This is a genomic window from Winogradskyella sp. A2, assembly GCF_046762865.1.
Lineage (GTDB): Bacteria > Bacteroidota > Bacteroidia > Flavobacteriales > Flavobacteriaceae > Winogradskyella.
Genome location: NZ_JBKQXM010000009.1, coordinates 108,855 through 127,164 on the forward strand (window position 1 = coordinate 108,855; position 18,310 = coordinate 127,164).

The following is an 18,310-nucleotide window of genomic DNA, read 5'->3' on the forward strand; positions in this document are numbered from 1 at the left end:
TACACATTGTTTGTTTGCACACAAAACCAATGGGAATTAAAGTTGAAATTAATTTGCTACTAACTCCTTAATTTCTGAAACTATTTTTTTTACTGAAAACGGCTTTGTTAAATATTTATCTGCTCCAAGTTTTAAGCCTTTTTCAATATCTGAAACTTTATTTTTTGCAGTTAAAAAGACAACTTTTGTATCCTTCAACTTATTTTTTTCTTTAATTGACTTAAGTGTTTGATAACCATCAACATTAGGCATCATAATATCTAACATAATGACATCTGGAATTACCTCTTCTAAAATCTCTAATGCCTCACTTCCATCTCTGGCGATATACACTTCAAAATTATGTTTTTTGAAAGTATATTCTAATGTCATTACTATATTTGGTTCGTCATCGACGATTACGATTTTCTTCATTCTTCAAACACAATTGTAATTTACTTAAAAGGTAGCTTAAAACCAAAGGTTACACCACCTTTTTTGTTATTTTTTACCCATATTTTACCATTATGGTTTTCAATGATCTGTTTAGAGATCGCCAAGCCCAATCCACTCCCTTCAGGTTTTTGTATATTTTGATTTTTCGATTGGTAAAACTTATCAAAAATATACGGTAAATCTTGCTCTGGAATGCCCTTCCCATTATCTTTTATTGTCACCTCCAAAAAGCCCTCGTCATATTTGTAATTTGCTACAACTTTTCCTTCTCCTTCTTCACAGAATTTAATAGCATTAGACATTAAATTAGTTAGCACCTGTACAATACGATCTTCATCATACTCTGCATAAAATTCACTTTTGTTTGAGTGCTTTAAAGCCACACCCTTTTTTGAAGCTACATTATGAAGCCTATCTACAGTATTTTGTATGGTAATTCTAATGTTGTGTTTGCCAATATTGAGCTGTGTTCTTCCTTTTGAAAGTTTTTCAAAATCTAATATGTTGTGAATAAGACGTGATAATCTATCACTATCTTGAAGCATATTCTTTAAGAATTGGGTCTTAATTTCAATTGGCATTTCATCTTCATCATCCATCAATAATTCTGTTGTTGCTCTTATCCCAGTTATAGGCGTCTTTAATTCGTGCGCAACAGTATCTAAAAACTCATCTTTTTGTCTGTCCTTTTCAATAAGCTCTACATTGGCTTCTTTTAATTGATTTGTGAGCTTGGTCAATTCCTTAGATTTCTCTCTTAACAATTTATTTCTAGAATTGGCCTCCTTGGACTCTTCTAATATCTTTAAAACCTCAACTAAACTTACTTCTTCCTCTTTTACAACACTGGCAATCAAAATTTTTGCAGATGCACTACCAATACTACCCGTAAGAAGTTTTTCTGAAAAGTTTATAAGCCTTGCATCGGCCATTTGGGTATCTAAGGGTAAGTTATATTTTTTGAAAAATAGATTAAACGCTCGTTCGGTTCTGGTCTCCCCGAGAAATTTAGACAACACATTTCTGATTTCCGCAACATAAGCTTCCCCTTTCCAAACCAATGCTTCATCCTGAAGATCTGTATAATTCTTACTGTCTACAAACATTTCAGCGTAATTACGTTCTCGATAATTACCTTTAACAATTACAGAAATAATCATGTACAATAATGTGTTTACAATCATTGACCAAAAGAAAGCATGTGCTGGTGGACTTAAAAAATCAATACCAAACAAGGCATGTGGTTTTAAAAATTCAATACCACTTAATCCATATTGTGTAAAATCATCTGATCCTGTAACTGCATGAATTGTAAAAGGCAAAACCAACGTATAAAAGGTTACCGCAAATCCTGCAATTATACTAACTATACTTGCCCTAGATGAACCTCTATTCCAAAAGAGACCAATAAAAAATGATGGTGCCAATTGCGATATAATCACAAAAGCCATTAGCCCAATAGAATAAAGGGACAATTCATAAGAAAAGTTGACATAAAAAGCATAGGCAATAATGATGATAGTAAATATTGAAATTCTTCTAATATTCTTAATATACTTGGCATTTCGCTCTGGGTGACTTCTCACAAAACGATCCAAAAATCCATATGGAATTATCAAATTGTTACTTACCATAGTAGACAAAGCCAAAGTCGCTACAACAACCATAGAAATTACAGCAGAAAAACCACCAAGGAACACTAACAATGCAAGAAAGGTATTATCATTTTGAAGTGGTAATAACAATGCATAGTACTCTGCGGATTCTGAATTATTAATAGTAAGATTACCAGCCCAGGCTATAAAAATTACAAATACGTTAAACAGTAATAGATATAATGGAAACATCCATATTGTATTTTTTAAATGCTTTTCTCTAACATTTTCTACCACAGAAACTTGAAATTGTCGAGGCAATAGAAATATAGCCATGAAGGACAGCATTATTGTATATAACCAATTAAAGCCATTCTCAATACCCCCAAAATGAATTAACGATTCAAAATTTGATGTCGTTTTTATCTTATTATAAATATCTGTTGTACCATCAAACAAGATGAAGGTTACATAAAAACCAACGGCCAAAAAGAAAACTAATTTTAAAACGGATTCTATCGCGACAGTAGTCACAATTCCTTTATGTTTCTCAGAAGCATCAGTGGTTTGAGTTCCAAAAAAAGTTGCAAAAATTGCCATTATAAGTGCAATATAGAAAGTTGAATCATCATAGACCGAAGTAGAAACATAACTACTCTTATCTGATAATATCTGAAACGTTTCAGAAACTGCTTTTAGCTGTAATGAAATGTATGGTACAATACCAAATAGGCAGATTATAGTTACCAAAGCACCTAAAAACCTATTGTTACCGTATCGCAAGGAGATAAAATCTGCAATAGAACTTATTTTATGCTGTTTAGAAATCCTAATGATTTTCCTCAACAATACAATCCATAATGGAGCAGCGATTACTGGGCCAAGATAAATTGGTAAAAAATCAATACCCGAGTTTGCGGCTATACCAATACTTCCATAGTATGTCCAGGCGGTGCAATACACTGCTAATGACAATGTATAAACTATGGAATTGTTTACCCATTTACTTTTTGAGTTCTTTTCTGAAACAAATGCGATAACAAATAATGCTACTAGGTAAACAACAATTATGGAAAAAAGCACGTAATTATTCATAATGTCTTTTTAAAACGATATATGAAATTACTGTAGACAATAACCAAATACTGAAAATTGAAAAATAGAATATCGGGATTCCTAAAATAGCACCATTAATATCAAACACCATTAATAACGGCATATTTAGCAACAAAAAAACTGCTAAGGAGAGAATAATTAATTTTTGCTCGTGTCTTTTCTTCATTGGAAACTAAAATACAAAAAACAGTGTTGCCGTAGCAACACTGTTTCACCCTAACTAATAAATCAGCCACTAATGGCTTTGAGCTTCTCCAGCTCCTGAAGGTATTCTTATATTTTCAACTATTTCTTGAACATGCTGTGGTGGTGGCGGTGTCATCCTAGACACTACGACAGAGATAACAACATTAACTAACATAGCAATAGTACCAAAACCTTCTGGTGAAGTACCGAACCACCATTCACTTTTAGGTCTTGGGTCCATGACTCCAATTAAACCTGTTTTGTAAACAATCATATAGTAAAGCATAAGAACAATTCCAACTATCATTCCCGCAACTGCACCTTGTCGGTTCATTCGTTTATCAAATATCCCAAGTATTATTGCTGGAAAGAATGATGCAGCTGCTAAGCCAAAGGCCAGTGCTACTACTGCCGCAACAAATCCTGGTGGATAAATACCGAATAATCCTGCAACGATAATCGCAAAAACTATTGCAATACGTGCTGCCATTAATTCTCCTTTTTCTGAAATATTTGGTTTGATCTGTTTCTTGATCAAATCGTGAGAAATAGATGTAGATATTACTAATAATAGACCTGCAGCTGTAGATAACGCTGCAGCTAAACCACCAGCAGCAACCAATGCAATTACCCAATTTGGAAGATTAGCAATCTCAGGATTTGCCAATACCATAATATCTCTATCTACATAAAGCTCATTGGCTTCTGCATTTGGATTAGAAATCTTACGTTCTCCATATTCACCTCTTCCATCAATATAAACTGGTTTTTTACCTTCTATTGCACTACCTGCTACGTATTGAATTTTACCATCTCCATTTTTATCACTCCATGCAATTAAGCCAGTATCCTCCCAGTTTTTGAACCATTGAGGGATTTCTTTATATTCTGTATTACTAACAGTTTCGATTAAGTTTGTTCTTGCAAATACTGCAATCGCAGGTGCAGTTGTATAAAGAATTGCAATAAACAATAATGCTAAACCTGCAGACTTTCTGGCATCTTTTACCTTTGGCACGGTAAAGAATCGTACAATTACGTGAGGCAATCCGGCTGTACCAACCATTAATGCCAAGGTAATTGCAAACACATCCCATGTTGATTTTGTTCCACTTGTATATTCGTTAAACCCAAGTTGCGTATGCAGTTTATCAAGTTTGTCTAGTAAAAACTCTCCTCCTTCAACAGATCCACCCATACCAATTTGAGGAATAATATTTCCTGTCATTTGCATTGAGATGAAAAATGCAGGCACCATAAAAGCAAAAATCAATACACAATATTGTGCTACTTGTGTATATGTGATTCCTTTCATTCCTCCTAGGAAGGCAAATACTAAAACAATTGCCATTCCTATTACTACACCAAGATTAATATCTACTTGTAAGAATTGTGAAAAAACAATTCCTACTCCACGCATTTGTCCTGCAACATAGGTAAACGAAACAATTAATGCGCAGATCACCGCTACAGTTCTTGCTGTATTAGAGTAATAACGATCACCTATGAAATCTGGAACAGTAAACTTTCCAAATTTCCTGAGGTAAGGTGCTAATAATAATGCTAATAGCACATATCCACCAGTCCAACCCATTAAAAATACAGAACCATCATAACCCATAAAGGATATTAATCCTGCCATTGAGATAAATGACGCTGCACTCATCCAATCTGCTGCAGTTGCCATACCATTTGCCAACGGTGATACACCACCACCAGCAACATAAAAGTCTTTAGTTGAGCCTGCTCTAGCCCATATTGCGATTCCGAAATATAGTGCGAATGTGATCCCAACTAATATCCATGTCCAAGTTTGTACACTCATAATATTTTAATTTTTTGGTTATTAGTTAAGACTATTCGTCAAAACCGTATTTTTTATCTAGTTTGTTCATTATTCTTACGTAAACAAATATCAGTATTACGAATACGTATATAGAGCCTTGTTGTGCAAACCAAAAGCCAAGCTTAAAGCCACCAAGTCTAATTTCATTTAAGGCATCCCTAAATAGGATACCACAGCCATAGGATACCAAGAACCAAATGGCTAATAGGATGGATAGGTATTTTACATTTTCCTTCCAGTATGCTGATGCATGTTTTTGTTTTTCTGACATAATAGTTAGTTTTTATAGATATATCATCGCTTGAAGGGTAACAGTACCAACGCCATCGTTACTACCATACTTCGTGTTTTGATATTCTAAAGTTAGTTTTGAATGATGCCCACTAAAGTAAACATTAGAACCAAGACCGAATTGGTTAGCGCTATCATCAATAGCATCAATGCTTCTGTTTGTATAGTGAACATAAGGTTGAAACTTTGTTTTATTCCCACCAGGAATTACATAACCAACATGTGCATGTAGCATAGAACCTGTTTCATAAGTTTGTCCTAAGGTGAAGTCTTCACCATAATCGTTAAACTGTGCTAAGGCATATGCTGTAATTGCACTGCCATTATCACCAAGTGGCGCGTCATAAAAAGCATCTACTGCAAAAATAGAGACATCTTCACCCGAAAGTGTACCTGAGTTATCTGTAGCTACAGCACCCTTTGGATGCAAGAAAAAACCAGCACCTACATTGAAGACTTTTTTGCCTCCTAAATATGTTCCTACTTTATAAGGTAAGAAATTAGATTCTTGATCTAAAAAGTTAAAATCGAAATAACCAGCATAAGCTCTACCCGCTTCTTTAGATCCAAGCAATCGTCTACCAGAATAAATCGCTGCCCCACCATTAACTGGTGTTGTAGACGCCTGAAGGTTATTTGTAAGTGCATCGTTCACAGCAATACGGTACTGTAGTTTACCAAATTTACCTTTTAAGTAAACACCCATATGACGCGCAAATTGATCTGACAAACCAATTGTTGCCCATGCCTGACGTGTATTATCTAAGGTCATCATGTTTAAAGTACTCTGATTATTAGCTCTAGAAATACCATTCCAATAATGCAAACCACCGCCAATGGCATGGTCATCACTTAATCGGTATTGCCCCCAAACATCATGAAAGAACAATTGAGATCTATCACCTGTACCTATAGCAGACATGTTATCTGCGTTTAAACTGTTAAGACCAAAATGAGTTAGAATTAAAAAATCTTTGTTTAACTGTGCGTACATAAGAACACGTGCACGCCTTATACTGAAGTTTGTATCGCTCTGATCATTACCATTGGCATCAGCCGGTCTATCAGAGTTATTTTGAGCCCAAACCTGTGCCCATGAGATAATACGGAAGTACTTGGTACCATCTTCATTTAGTTTCACCTTCATGCCTCCAGTATAGTCTGGTGCACCTTGGGCAAAAAAAAGCTGACAAGAAAATAATAATCCTATCAGCATTAGACTTGTTTTTTTCATTGATTAGTAATTTAGTTAGTTAAACATTGGTTTTGTGTGCACTACTAAACTCCAAAAAAGTAAGCCATCAAAAAAAGATACTATATATATTTGTTAATTACATATACTTAATCTCTGAAACGTTCCCATTTTATAAGCATAAATTTGTCACCTAGCTCAGTGACTAATGTTCCTGCGCCAGACAGATTATCTGCATTCGAAAAAAAACGAGCAAGCTCTTCTGAGTTTAAAATTTTATAGGTAGGATGGTATTTAGAATTGTAAGGACGTTTTATATTATACTTCTTTACCCAGTTCATAATACTTACATGGGAAATACCCAATATACGTTCTATCTCACGATAGGTTAAACCCTCTAAATACAACTGAAGAGCCTTATTTACATAATAATCATCAATCTTTTTACCAAGTTTATTTACAGTGAAATAATAATTACATGATTTGCATTTGTATCGCTGTCTGTTATTAACGATTCCACTCTTTACATAATCGTCTGAATTACAATTTGGGCAAAGATTAATTTTCATATATATTAATTTAGCATAAATATATCAATTTAGCATAATATATACAAATATGTAAGGATAGTAACACAGAATTTAACAAACCAATATTAATATTAATGAGTTATGACTCTGATTTCAGCTTCGAAAAATAGGATTTAGATGCCTTAAGAACTTTAGGCGCAAGAATTATTGTAGAGAGCATTGTAGGTATAGCCATTAAGGCAAATACGCCGTCTATAAGATTAATCATAGCCTCAAACTCTGTTGTTGCGGCTAATACTATACTTGCTATATACAAGTAATTATAATAATGCTTTCTGTCTGCACCTATTAAAAAAGACACGCACTTTGTACCATAATATGCATAAGAAAACAAGGATGACACACTAAAAAAGAATACACACAGCATTAACAGGTATTGACCATAAGGCATTGCAGTCTTAAATGCCGCAGCCGTTAAACTCACACCATTATCACTAGTGGTTTCCCAGACACCTGTTACTAAAATGGCCAATGCTGTTAAAGTACAGACTACTAAGGTATCTATTGCTGGTCCCAGCATTGCTACCAGTCCTTCCCTAACGGGTTCATCTGTTTTTGCTGCACCATGTGCTAATGGCGCAGTACCCAAACCTGCTTCGTTAGAAAATGCTCCACGTTTTATTCCATGTAATATTAATGCACCTAGAACACCTCCTAGAAACGACTCATCTTTTGGATAATAATCTGCATTAAAAGCATCTGTGACTATTAGTGCCAAATATTTAGGAACTTCCGTGTAATGTATTGCAAGAATTATCATCACCAAAATGAAGTATAGGACCACCATTGAAGGTACCAAGCGAGATGCCATAGTACTAATGCGTTTTAGACCACCTAGTATTACCATACTCGTAAAAAGCACTAATATCAGGGCAATGACTAGATTAGACTGAAAGGATACCTCTACGCCGTTTGGTATCAATATTATATCGTTTATTGCTTGCTTTAATTGGTTAACGTTGACTACTGGTAAAGCACCCAACATACCAAAGAAACTAAACATCACCGCAAGAGGTTTCCAATGCTTACCTAAGCCTTCCATAATAAAGTACATTGGCCCACCTTGTACCACACCAGCACTATCCTTGCCTCTATATAAAATGGCAAGCGTAGATGTAAAGAATTTTGTAGACATCCCAACAACGGCACTTACCCACATCCAAAACATCGCACCAGGTCCACCAACGGAAATGGCCAAGGCCACACCAGCGATATTTCCCATGCCAATGGTTGAGGACAGTGCTGTTGTTAAGGCCTGAAAATGCGATATATGCCCAGGATCATTTGGGTCATCATACTTACCACGTAAAACACTAATGGCATGTCCTAAATACCGAAATGGTAAAAACTTAGAGCGAATAAGCAGATATAAACCACCTCCAATAAGAAGTATGAGCAATGGTAAACCCCAAGCCAAGGATGAAAAATGCTCTAAAAGATAATTCAATGTCTTCACTGCCGTTAAAAATAAGGAATATAAAGGACTGTTTATAATTTCTTACAATAGCATAGCTAATCTATTGAATTCCAATTTTCAAACTTAAAACATCGTTTATCATCTGATAAAAACTTATTAAGTTTTATTTGTTTAACTTGTATTGCCTCTCTTAAAGAAATTCGATATGTAAATGGGTACTGATCGAGAATTACACAAAAGAATTCAAGAAAAACAATCAAAGGGAACTCTGGCCGAGAAACTGGCCAAAGTAATTGAGTCCAACCTTAACAACGATCAATTCGGAGTCGATGCACTTGCACGAGCATCCGGAATGAGCCGATCTAGTCTTCATAGGAAATTGCAAAAGCTCTTAGGAGTTTCTACAAGTCAATTTATTCGGGAATATCGATTAAAAAGGGCCTTGGAGATTATGACAAATGAAGGAACTACAGCCTCTGAAACCGCTTATCGCGTAGGATTTGGCAGCCCAACCTATTTCAATACGTGTTTCCATAAGTATTATGGTATTACTCCTGGCGATGTCAAATCAAAAAACAGCGATGAAATTATAAAACTTATCCATGGAGAGAATACTAAACCTGTAAAAGTTAAAACTAAAAAAAGGTTGATTTGGCTAATATTATTAGTACCTGTTTTTATTTGGGCAATCCTTAATTTTTTTGGTCCATATTCCAAGGACAAACAAGAATTGGCAAAAAGGGGCACAAGCATTTACGAAAAAACCATAGCTGTACTACCCATAAAAAACTGGACAGGAAATCCGGATTTAGAATATATCTCTGATGGTATGACAGATGCTGTAATCTCTAGACTTACAAAAATCGATGCTATTGAAAAAGTGGCGCCCTTTGCTTCAGTCTTGCAATACAAGGATAGTGAAAAAACAATTGATGAAATCGCCCAAGAATTAGGTGTTGCTAACCTTTTGCAAGGAAATCTTCAAATTTCAGGTAATCAGATTAAAATCAACTTACAATTAATTCATGGGAATTCTAATGTGCATCTTTGGTCTGAAGAATATACAAAAGAATGGAAAAGTGATGAAATATTTAAGATTCAAGCCGAAGTGGTCGAGTCCATAGCCAAAAATATGAGCGCAAGTATTTCTGAAAACGAATTAGCAGCTATCCAAAAAATACCCACAAAAAGCAAACTGGCCTATTCCTATTTCCTTCAGGCCGAGTTTCAACGTAACAAAGCCAATGAATCAACCTACAAGAATGCCATTGACCTCTATAAAAAATCCATTGCCTTAGATTCCAATTTTGTAGAAGCATATACCAGTCAGGCAAGAGTATGGAGTTTTGGAGGATTGGTTTGGGGCATTTTTGACGAACGTACTGCATGGAAGAATACCAAGGGTCTATTAGAAAAAGCACTCAAAATTGATCCAGGTAATAAAGAGGTGGAAGAAGAACTGTATTCTGGCTATTTCTATTATGACTGGAATTTTGAATTGGTAGAACCGTATTATCAGACTATATTCAAAGATGCATATTATGATGATACGCCCTCTTTAATTGCAGATTATGCTATCAAAACAGGAAGATACACACAAGCGGCAGAGGGAATGGATCAACTTCTCTTGATAGATCCCTCTTTTGGAGTTCTTTTCTGTTTTAAGGCCGAAACGCTAATGTTCCTCAATAAACCCAAAGAAGCACTAAAATTGTTGGAAAGCTCTAATAGTTTGTACGACGACAACCTTTGGTATTTGCGTGAATCTGCAAAGAACTACTATTATCTAGGAGAATTTGAAAAGTCAAAACATCAACTAGATAAAATATTAACCAAATTTCCTGATTACCCACCTATTTTAATGTGGATGAACGCCGTATATGCCAAAATGGATGGCGATGAAAAAAATATTGCCAAGTACTTGACTCAACTGCATAAGGAATACCATTCAGGTTCATCAGGAAGTCCTGCCTGGTTTCTGGCCATGTACCATTGCCATTTAAAAGATTACGAAGAAGCCTTTGTTTGGTTACAAAGGTCCTATGAACGGCATGAGGTGGAACTCACATGGCTCCGCGAAGAACCTCTTTTGGCTCCAGTAAGAAACGATTCCCGATACAAAGAACTGTACAAAAATATCGGTTTCTCAAGCATTGGTTTGGCCATAAAGTCGACTTCCGAATTTTAACTAGGACAATCTGCCATTTCAACATCATTTGAAGGTTCTGCACCATAATTTTAATCTCCGCACAAAATTTAAAAACACCGCAACATGCCTATTAAGTAATGCTTCACTCTTCTTTACATCTTTGTTTCATTCAAATATCGGTACAAGAAAATCTTGTATTACAATCAATTATAAAAAATTAAATCATTTATTATGAAATCAAAATTAAAATTGACATGTATTATTTTATTGGGCTTTTTAACGAGCAGTTGTAACGCGCAAATGGAGAAGACACCTGTAGATTTGATCAATGATGAATTCCCAGAAGCAAAACAGGAAGTAATGGAAACTTTTGGAGCAATAGCTCAGAGTATCAAGGATAAGGATTTAGATAAACTAATCTCCTTTCATGCCTATAGCGAAAAGTTTACAGAATTTAAAAATGGCGAACCAAGAAACGGAAGCGAAGCAAATGAAGCTCATGAACGTGGCGTTTTTGGATCTGTGAGCGAAGTCATTAAATTTGATGCTAATGATTTAAAGATTGCTGTTTATGGCGATGTAGCCAATTTAACATTTCACTCAGATTTTCATCTCAAATTCGGTGAAGACATAGTTGTAGTAAATGATCAAATTACTTTGCTATTCGTTAAAACATCCGATGGGTGGAAAATGGTTCACGAACATCATTCGCCTTTAAAAAATGAGGGAAAATAAAACCATCCTACAACAACCATTAAAAATAGTTAATAAAGCGCAAATCAATATAACTTGCGCTTTTTTTTTATGCTTTCATTTATTTCGCAAAATAAGCATCCCTAAATCCATAAAGGCTAAAAACTTAGAACGAATAAGGAGATATAAATCTTCACCAATGAGAAGCATAAGCAATAGCAAATCATAGACTCCTAATGACAATTGCTTTGAAAGCTAATTGAGTTTCTTCAAGGACTGTTATAATTTCTTACAATTGAGCTACTTAATCTATTGATTTTTCAAAAAATAAAACATCTATACTACTAAACTACTTTATTTATATAATTTTTTAATATAGTATAACGCATTCTTTTACAGATATTTACATAAATGAATCCTAGATTTTATTATCTTTAATATTATTAAAATCTAACATTATGAATCGATTAATCACATTATTCTGTGCGTTAGGTTTAATTTTTCAAACATACGCGCAACAAGACGCCCCATCTCCAATCTTATTTATCTACGACGCAAGTGGTTCTATGTGGGGACAACTAGACGGCAAAACCAAAAAAGAAATTGCTTCAGAAGTTTTAGGAACTTCAGTAAACAGTCTTCCAGAAAATCAGACTATAGGCTTAATTGCCTATGGACACAGAAGGAAAGGCGATTGCGATGATGTGGAATTTATGGTTGATATTGCCAATAATTCAAAAGATAAAGTAAAAAACGCTGTGAAAGGCATAAACCCGTTAGGGCGAACACCTTTGGCGCGTTCAGCGACTTTAGCAATCAATTCATTAAGGGAAAGCAACTCAAAAGCAACAATTATTTTAATTACGGATGGCATAGAATCTTGCGATGGTAATATTTGTAATGTGGTTACTAAAGCCAAAGCAGATGGTATTGATTTTAAACTTCACATTGTGGGCTTTGGATTAAAAGAAGGTGAAGCCGAACAATTAAAATGTGCGGCTAATGCTGGAGATGGTAAATACTATGACGCTTCGGATGCTAGTGGTTTAGGTGATGTACTTGCAGAAGCTACAACAGAAACTGTTGATGATCCTGCAGGTAATTTTTCTATTTATGCCACCAAAAATGGTGAACCAATTGATGCATGGATAAACGCAACAAAAGTTACTACCAATGAAGTTATTGATGGTTCAAGAACATATCGTGATTCTGGTTGGGTCTATTTACCTCCAGGTAAATACAATATAGCCATTAGACCACTTGAAGGTACTGACATTCCTGGTACCTCCATAACTGTTGAAATGAAAGTAGGTGATGTAAAGCACGAAAATATCAGTTTTGATGGTGGTACTTTAGAAGTTACTGCAACAAATAATGATGAAGGTTGGGATACTATGGTAAAAATGAAAGACATGAATACAGGAAAAGTAGTTGCTCAAACACGGACTTACGGTCGTTTGCAACAAATGGAAGTACCACCGGGCAACTATACAGTAACATTTCAAGCACTTGTTATGAAAGGTGTTAACACCTACTACGAAATTGATAATATTGAAGTGAAATCCAATACAACCACTCCAATTGCACATAATTTTGAAACAGGAGTTACAATGATTGGTGTGCAAACCTCTAGTGGTGAATTAATTGACGCCACAGTAAATTTTACAGAAATAAATTCTGGCAAACGAGTTGCTGGCTCAAGAACATATACTTCAAAAACTAACAATCCTCGAAAATTTTTATTAAATCCCGGAACTTATAGCGTAAAAATTGTGACTTTGGGCGTTCATAAAGGTAATACTGAAACCTTTACCATTGAAGTAAAACAAGGAGAGACTGTTACGAAAATAATTACTTTTTAGTCATGGCACATTCAATGTTAAAACCCTATAGTTTTTTTATGTATTTCTTAGCACTAATTGCCTTTTTCTTTTTAGGATTAATTTACGCTGGCATTACTGAAGCTGGTAAGGGGCAAATGTTAGCAGGAGGCGCCATAGTGTTTGGCTATGGTGTTATTGGAGCGTTTATTGGTTTGTGTTTGTCCCTTTTCTTGGCCTGTATCCTTAAAAGGTCTTTAATTATAAAAGTCAATGGTTTACTAGCACTTATTATAGTCGCTTCTTTTAGTTATTTTACGATTAAATATCAAAAACGCCAGCGACAAAAGTTAGAACATGAATCTCAAAAAAAGGAGCAACCCAAAACTTATGAAGCGCCAAGTCAAGCAGAAGATAAGGCACAAGCTAAGCAAATAGCAATGCTCATAGAATTAAAGGTTAAAATACAATCTGAAACTAAAATGGGATTAGGCATGTTTACACCTAATTTTTACGACAATAAAACACTCTACTTCTATGGCAATTTAACACCCGGAAAATCTTTAGTAGAACATATGCCAACAGACAGCATTACCTTTATACAGACTGAATATGGTACGTATGATATAGCCACAGCACCACCTTGGTTGGTTCCAGAGCATTTAAAACTAGATTATGGTATATTGTATTTCAAGGTAAAAACTATCGGACACGATTTTACCGAAGTTATTGTAAACACAATCAACAATCAAACGGCCTATGTTGACAGATATGGTGGTAAACTACTTTATTGGCCTGAATTTTTAATGGGCATTCACAGTGTTGAGTTTCATGATTCTTCAAAACATAAGGTATATGTAAAACCATTGGATTATGCCACGACGGTTAATACTTCTCATAGTTTTATGCGTCCTATAAAAATTCAAAATGAATGGTTGTACGTTGCATTGCAAAATGAAGATTTTAAGGAGGTTAACAGAGGCTGGATTCGTTGGCGTAAGGATGGTAAACTGCTAATCACCTATTCGTTGCTAAGCTAAGTGCGTGATAATATTTTTATAAATGAGTTTTTTTATCAATTGATTTTCAAAATTGAATTCTCTAACTTCGTTTATCTATCAATTAAATTAATTAAAACTGAATTTATTTTAAAGATATGCGCAATTACCTAAATCCCATTAATTCTCTAAAAACTACATTTGTATCTATACTAACTAATCTTTGAGTACTAATAGGCTATATTTTATTGATGCATTACGTGCATTTGCCATCTTAATGATGTTGCAAGGGCATTTTATTGACACCTTATTAGACGTTAACTTTAGAGACGAAAACAGTACTGCGTTTCAAATATGGACCTACTTTAGAGGTATAACGGCGCCAACTTTCTTTACCATTTCAGGTCTTATTTTTTCATATCTGCTCATTAGAGCGAAAAAGAAAGGTACAGTGAAACAACGTATGCGTAAAGGATTGATACGTGGGTTAATGCTCATTGGTATTGGGTATTTATTGCGTGTACCGATATTAGAATGGCTAGTTGGTGAATTTAATAGTTACTTCTTGGTTATAGATGTTTTGCAGTGTATCGGTTTGTCACTTATTGGTGTGGTGCTGGTATATAAATTAACACTTAAAAACACCTTGATGTTTTCGGTTTTAATGCTACAAATTGGAATTTTAATATTTACCACAGAACCCTTATATCGTGACTTAGTTCTACCCAATGTACCAGAGTTTTTGGCAAACTACATGACCAAATCACACGGTTCCGTTTTTACCATTTTACCTTGGTTTGGGTATATGGCGTTTGGTGCTTTTATTGCAACATTGTTTTATGGTTATGTTGACAGACCAAAGTTTAAACCAAGCATTATAGCTGGTTTTATTATCGTTGGGTTGTTTTTAATTAATACCTCATCTTATGCGCTGATGAAACTATATTACTGGAGTGATTTTGAACTGCTAAAAGACGTAGCCTATTTTAATTATCTTTACACGAGACTGGGTAATGTACTTGTTATTTTCGCTGTTTTCTATATGTTTGAATCTCTTGTAAAACAACCACTTATACTCAAAATAGGTCAAAAAACATTATCTATTTACGTCATCCACTTTATAATAATTTGGGGAAGTTTTACTGGGTATGGATTACATCAGCTCATAGGTAAGACCTTGGTGCCATGGCAAGCTATTGTAGGAGCACTGCTGTTTTTAACTACGGTATGCTTTATATCCTTCCATTATGCCAAGACCAATGCCTTTGTATATTCTAAAATCAGGATATTAATAGATAAGATTAAGCGTATTTAATATTGGTTATACCAATCGAAATTCTCTGCTATAATTCGTTCTTTTTCCTCTTTAATAAACTCCAGGAAAGCATTTGCCGTAGGTGAAAGATTCTTGGATTTTTGCCATACCAAATTCCACGTGGTAACTATCGGCAATCCTTTAAATGGGATGATTTGTAAATCTCCATTTTTAAGTTCGTTTTTAATACCTATCAAAGGCATAATAGAATAACCTAAACCAGCTATAACGGCTTGTTTTAATGCCTCATTAGAGGTAAGTTCCATCTTTTTTGGTGTGGAAATATTTTGACTGGCAATAAAGTCTTCCATAGCATTTCTGGTAGCAGATCCATCTTCTCTATATAGCATAGGATAGGTTTCAAAAATTTTCTTCTTGCTTACATTTCTATCAAATTTCTTCTTAGTACTGCCAACCAAGTACAATTTATTAGCCATTAACTCAACACGTTCTAAATTCATCTGATCTGGTATCACAGAAACTAGTGAAAAGTCTACTTTATTAGTCTCAAGACTCTTTACAACGCTCTGTTTATTGGTAACATCCATAATAAGATCTACCCCTCTATTTTTATTGGTGAAATCAGACAAAAAGTATGGCATCACATATTTGCCTGTGGATACTATGGAAATTTTTAAACGTCCTGCAACCTGCCCTTTAAACGATAAGGTTTTATAGTTAATAGCCTGTACTTCGTTTAGAATGTTCTCTGCAGCTTCTGCTATTTCTTGCCCAAAATCTGTTACGTATAATTGTCTACCAACAACTTCAGTTAAAGGAATCGAAAATTGATCTTGAAACTTTTTTAACTGAATTGATACTGCTGGTTGACTTAAAAACAAAGCTTCAGAAGCCTTAGTAATACTCTTTAATTGCGTGATTTTTAAAAATATTTGAAGTTGATGCAAGGTATAGTTCATAACTTTTGTTTATGTATATCATTAAAAATATATATAAAAATAAATAAAATATTTGTTTCAATTTTGCACCAGAATAAATTTTAATAAACATTTAATAACCTATTTAACATGTCGAGATTAGAATCAAATGCATCCATTAAAAACTTAAGAAAAGAAGAGGCTAAAAAGTCTGCTGTTAAACCTAAGGTATATGCTGCACTGACCATATTAGGGTTCTCAGGATTGCTAACAATGTCTTATATGAATGGTAACATTTTTATGGAGCAAATAGCAATTTGTGCATTTATAATTACCTGTGTAGCCATTATTAGAATAATGGAAACGAATTAATTTTTACCAAACAAACTTTATAAAATTTATACCATGACAAATACTGAAACAAAGCAAATCGTAGAAAAGGCTAGACAAGAAGTACAATTAGTAGAAGGTCTATTTACACCATCTGAAGCTACTCATATTGTAAATGCTTTAATAGATCAAAAGGTGAATTTTCATAAAATTCAGAAATTAAGACTTTGTGAAGGACACGAAGCGTCTGACACAACTTACGAACACAATCGCATCAATGAATTAAATGATGCAAAACAAACTGCTAAAGATTACATAGCTATTGCCAGAAAAGAAGGCTACAATGTAGTAATCAATGGTACGCTCAACATCTCATTTGTGAAGTAACTAATTGCATCTAGCAATTTTTTAAATGGACTTACATCTATTATTCGACAATTTAACGAATCCAGCGCTCCTATTCTTTTTTCTAGGCATAATTGCTGTACAACTGAAGAGTGATTTGGAAATACCTCCCAACTCCTCAAAGTTTATTTCGTTATATCTGCTCTTGTCTATAGGGTTTAAGGGTGGACAAGAGTTGTCTCATAGCGACCTAAATATGGAAATTATTTGGTCGCTATTTTTTGGAATCATTCTAGCAGTTATTGTACCTATTTACAGTTATTTTATTCTAAGACGAAAATTTAGTGTCGCTAATGCAGGTGCTATTGCAGCAGCATATGGATCTGTAAGTGCTGTAACCTTCGTTACAGCCATTTCGTTCTTAGAAATAGAACAAATATCATTTGGCGGTCATATGGTAGCAGTGATGGCATTAATGGAAGCACCATCCATTATTGTGGGTCTATTACTAATATCAATGTTTGATAAAGAAAATGCCGTAAAAATCTCAATGGGCAAAGTAGTAAAACACGCTCTAACCAATGGCAGTGTTTTACTAATATTAGGAAGCCTTGTGGTTGGGTTCCTTGCCAGCGAACAACAAGCTGAAGGTATAAAACCATTCACTACGGATATTTTTAAAGGGTTCTTAGCTGTATTCTTATTAGATATGGGAATAACTAGTGGAAAGAAGCTTTCAGCCTTTGTTAAAAAAGGTTGGTTTGCTTTAATTTTTGCAATTGTGATTCCAATAATAAATGGTAGTGCTGTAGCTGTAATTAGTTCACTTTTTACACAAAGTGAAGGTAACCGCTTATTATTTGCCATTCTTGCAGCTAGTGCATCTTACATTGCTGTTCCTGCTGCAATGCGTATAGCAGTACCAAAGGCAAACCCAAGTTTATATCTGCCAATGGCTTTAGCAATAACATTTCCTTTTAATATTACATTGGGAATGCCCTTATATCTATGCATTATTCAAATGTGTCAGATATTTTAATTGGTTGTAGTTAGTAGTGTGAAAAGGTTTCCAATATAGGAAACCTTTTTATTTTTAAATCTAACCCATGAGGTC

General features: G+C 34.5%; 16 protein-coding genes. 8 read left to right on the top strand and 8 right to left on the bottom strand.

Annotation, left to right across the window (positions count from 1 at the left end; all coding sequences use genetic code 11):
• Positions 1-48 precede the first annotated feature (48 nt).
• The 7 genes from ACFWV9_RS15640 to ACFWV9_RS15670 all read right to left on the bottom strand — a co-directional run bounded on the left by ACFWV9_RS15640 (position 49) and on the right by ACFWV9_RS15670 (position 8,707).
• Positions 49-414: a response regulator transcription factor gene (locus tag ACFWV9_RS15640; protein WP_411896172.1), complete on the bottom strand. Its 366-nt coding sequence runs from the start codon at positions 412-414 to the stop codon at positions 49-51.
• Between the two features lie 20 nt (positions 415-434).
• Positions 435-3,125, bottom strand: coding sequence for an ATP-binding protein (locus ACFWV9_RS15645; RefSeq protein WP_411896173.1), 2,691 nt, complete (start codon positions 3,123-3,125; stop codon positions 435-437).
• Positions 3,126-3,381: 256 nt separating this feature from the next.
• Positions 3,382-5,157 carry a sodium:solute symporter family protein gene (locus ACFWV9_RS15650; RefSeq protein ID WP_411896174.1) on the bottom strand — a complete coding sequence of 592 codons (1,776 nt, stop codon included), beginning with the start codon at positions 5,155-5,157 and terminating at the stop codon, positions 3,382-3,384.
• Between the two features lie 31 nt (positions 5,158-5,188).
• Positions 5,189-5,449, bottom strand: a complete 261-nt coding sequence (locus tag ACFWV9_RS15655; RefSeq protein WP_411896175.1) for a DUF4212 domain-containing protein — start codon at positions 5,447-5,449, stop codon at positions 5,189-5,191.
• A gap of 12 nt (positions 5,450-5,461) precedes the next feature.
• Positions 5,462-6,703: a hypothetical protein gene (locus ACFWV9_RS15660; protein ID WP_411896176.1), complete on the bottom strand. Its 1,242-nt coding sequence runs from the start codon at positions 6,701-6,703 to the stop codon at positions 5,462-5,464.
• A gap of 107 nt (positions 6,704-6,810) precedes the next feature.
• Complete coding sequence (locus tag ACFWV9_RS15665) at positions 6,811-7,230, bottom strand: transposase (RefSeq protein ID WP_411896177.1); 420 nt, start codon at positions 7,228-7,230, stop codon at positions 6,811-6,813.
• Between the two features lie 100 nt (positions 7,231-7,330).
• A complete protein-coding gene (locus tag ACFWV9_RS15670; RefSeq protein WP_411896178.1) occupies positions 7,331-8,707 on the bottom strand; it encodes an alanine/glycine:cation symporter family protein in 1,377 nt (458 codons plus the stop codon).
• 172 nt (positions 8,708-8,879) lie between these two features.
• Between ACFWV9_RS15670 and ACFWV9_RS15675 the strand changes: the two genes are divergently transcribed.
• From ACFWV9_RS15675 to ACFWV9_RS15695, 5 genes are all read left to right on the top strand, one after another.
• A complete protein-coding gene (locus ACFWV9_RS15675; protein ID WP_411896179.1) occupies positions 8,880-10,856 on the top strand; it encodes a helix-turn-helix domain-containing protein in 1,977 nt (658 codons plus the stop codon).
• A gap of 192 nt (positions 10,857-11,048) precedes the next feature.
• Positions 11,049-11,552, top strand: a complete 504-nt coding sequence (locus tag ACFWV9_RS15680; protein WP_411896180.1) for a YybH family protein — start codon at positions 11,049-11,051, stop codon at positions 11,550-11,552.
• A gap of 416 nt (positions 11,553-11,968) precedes the next feature.
• Entirely contained in the window at positions 11,969-13,372 is a 1,404-nt protein-coding gene (locus ACFWV9_RS15685) for a vWA domain-containing protein (protein WP_411896181.1), read from the top strand.
• Positions 13,373-13,374: 2 nt separating this feature from the next.
• Positions 13,375-14,370, top strand: coding sequence for a hypothetical protein (locus tag ACFWV9_RS15690; RefSeq protein WP_411896182.1), 996 nt, complete (start codon positions 13,375-13,377; stop codon positions 14,368-14,370).
• 181 nt (positions 14,371-14,551) lie between these two features.
• Positions 14,552-15,643, top strand: coding sequence for a heparan-alpha-glucosaminide N-acetyltransferase domain-containing protein (locus ACFWV9_RS15695; RefSeq protein WP_411896183.1), 1,092 nt, complete (start codon positions 14,552-14,554; stop codon positions 15,641-15,643).
• On the opposite strand, the gene ACFWV9_RS15700 is transcribed toward ACFWV9_RS15695, so the two are convergent.
• Positions 15,640-16,563: a LysR family transcriptional regulator gene (locus tag ACFWV9_RS15700; protein ID WP_411896184.1), complete on the bottom strand. Its 924-nt coding sequence runs from the start codon at positions 16,561-16,563 to the stop codon at positions 15,640-15,642. The two genes, ACFWV9_RS15695 and ACFWV9_RS15700, sit on opposite strands and share 4 nt — an antisense overlap.
• A gap of 108 nt (positions 16,564-16,671) precedes the next feature.
• On the opposite strand from ACFWV9_RS15700, the gene ACFWV9_RS15705 reads away from it, so the two are divergent.
• Genes ACFWV9_RS15705 through ACFWV9_RS15715 form a run of 3 tightly spaced genes read left to right on the top strand, consistent with a single transcriptional unit; the run spans position 16,672 to position 18,235 of the window.
• Positions 16,672-16,893: a hypothetical protein gene (locus ACFWV9_RS15705; RefSeq protein WP_411896185.1), complete on the top strand. Its 222-nt coding sequence runs from the start codon at positions 16,672-16,674 to the stop codon at positions 16,891-16,893.
• Between the two features lie 33 nt (positions 16,894-16,926).
• Positions 16,927-17,238, top strand: a complete 312-nt coding sequence (locus ACFWV9_RS15710; protein ID WP_411896186.1) for a hypothetical protein — start codon at positions 16,927-16,929, stop codon at positions 17,236-17,238.
• 25 nt (positions 17,239-17,263) lie between these two features.
• Positions 17,264-18,235, top strand: a complete 972-nt coding sequence (locus tag ACFWV9_RS15715) for a sodium-dependent bicarbonate transport family permease (RefSeq protein ID WP_411896187.1) — start codon at positions 17,264-17,266, stop codon at positions 18,233-18,235.
• Positions 18,236-18,310 lie beyond the last annotated feature (75 nt).

Coding starts and splice junctions, on each gene's coding strand:
- ACFWV9_RS15665 (WP_411896177.1), bottom strand. CDS start 7,230: ATGAAAATTAATCTTTGCCCAAATTGTAATTCAGACGATTATGTAAAG.
- ACFWV9_RS15655 (WP_411896175.1), bottom strand. CDS start 5,449: ATGTCAGAAAAACAAAAACATGCATCAGCATACTGGAAGGAAAATGTA.
- ACFWV9_RS15710 (WP_411896186.1), top strand. CDS start 16,927: ATGACAAATACTGAAACAAAGCAAATCGTAGAAAAGGCTAGACAAGAA.
- ACFWV9_RS15680 (WP_411896180.1), top strand. CDS start 11,049: ATGAAATCAAAATTAAAATTGACATGTATTATTTTATTGGGCTTTTTA.
- ACFWV9_RS15640 (WP_411896172.1), bottom strand. CDS start 414: ATGAAGAAAATCGTAATCGTCGATGACGAACCAAATATAGTAATGACA.
- ACFWV9_RS15675 (WP_411896179.1), top strand. CDS start 8,880: ATGGGTACTGATCGAGAATTACACAAAAGAATTCAAGAAAAACAATCA.
- ACFWV9_RS15660 (WP_411896176.1), bottom strand. CDS start 6,703: ATGAAAAAAACAAGTCTAATGCTGATAGGATTATTATTTTCTTGTCAG.
- ACFWV9_RS15715 (WP_411896187.1), top strand. CDS start 17,264: ATGGACTTACATCTATTATTCGACAATTTAACGAATCCAGCGCTCCTA.
- ACFWV9_RS15650 (WP_411896174.1), bottom strand. CDS start 5,157: ATGAGTGTACAAACTTGGACATGGATATTAGTTGGGATCACATTCGCA.
- ACFWV9_RS15685 (WP_411896181.1), top strand. CDS start 11,969: ATGAATCGATTAATCACATTATTCTGTGCGTTAGGTTTAATTTTTCAA.
- ACFWV9_RS15705 (WP_411896185.1), top strand. CDS start 16,672: ATGTCGAGATTAGAATCAAATGCATCCATTAAAAACTTAAGAAAAGAA.
- ACFWV9_RS15690 (WP_411896182.1), top strand. CDS start 13,375: ATGGCACATTCAATGTTAAAACCCTATAGTTTTTTTATGTATTTCTTA.
- ACFWV9_RS15645 (WP_411896173.1), bottom strand. CDS start 3,125: ATGAATAATTACGTGCTTTTTTCCATAATTGTTGTTTACCTAGTAGCA.
- ACFWV9_RS15700 (WP_411896184.1), bottom strand. CDS start 16,563: ATGAACTATACCTTGCATCAACTTCAAATATTTTTAAAAATCACGCAA.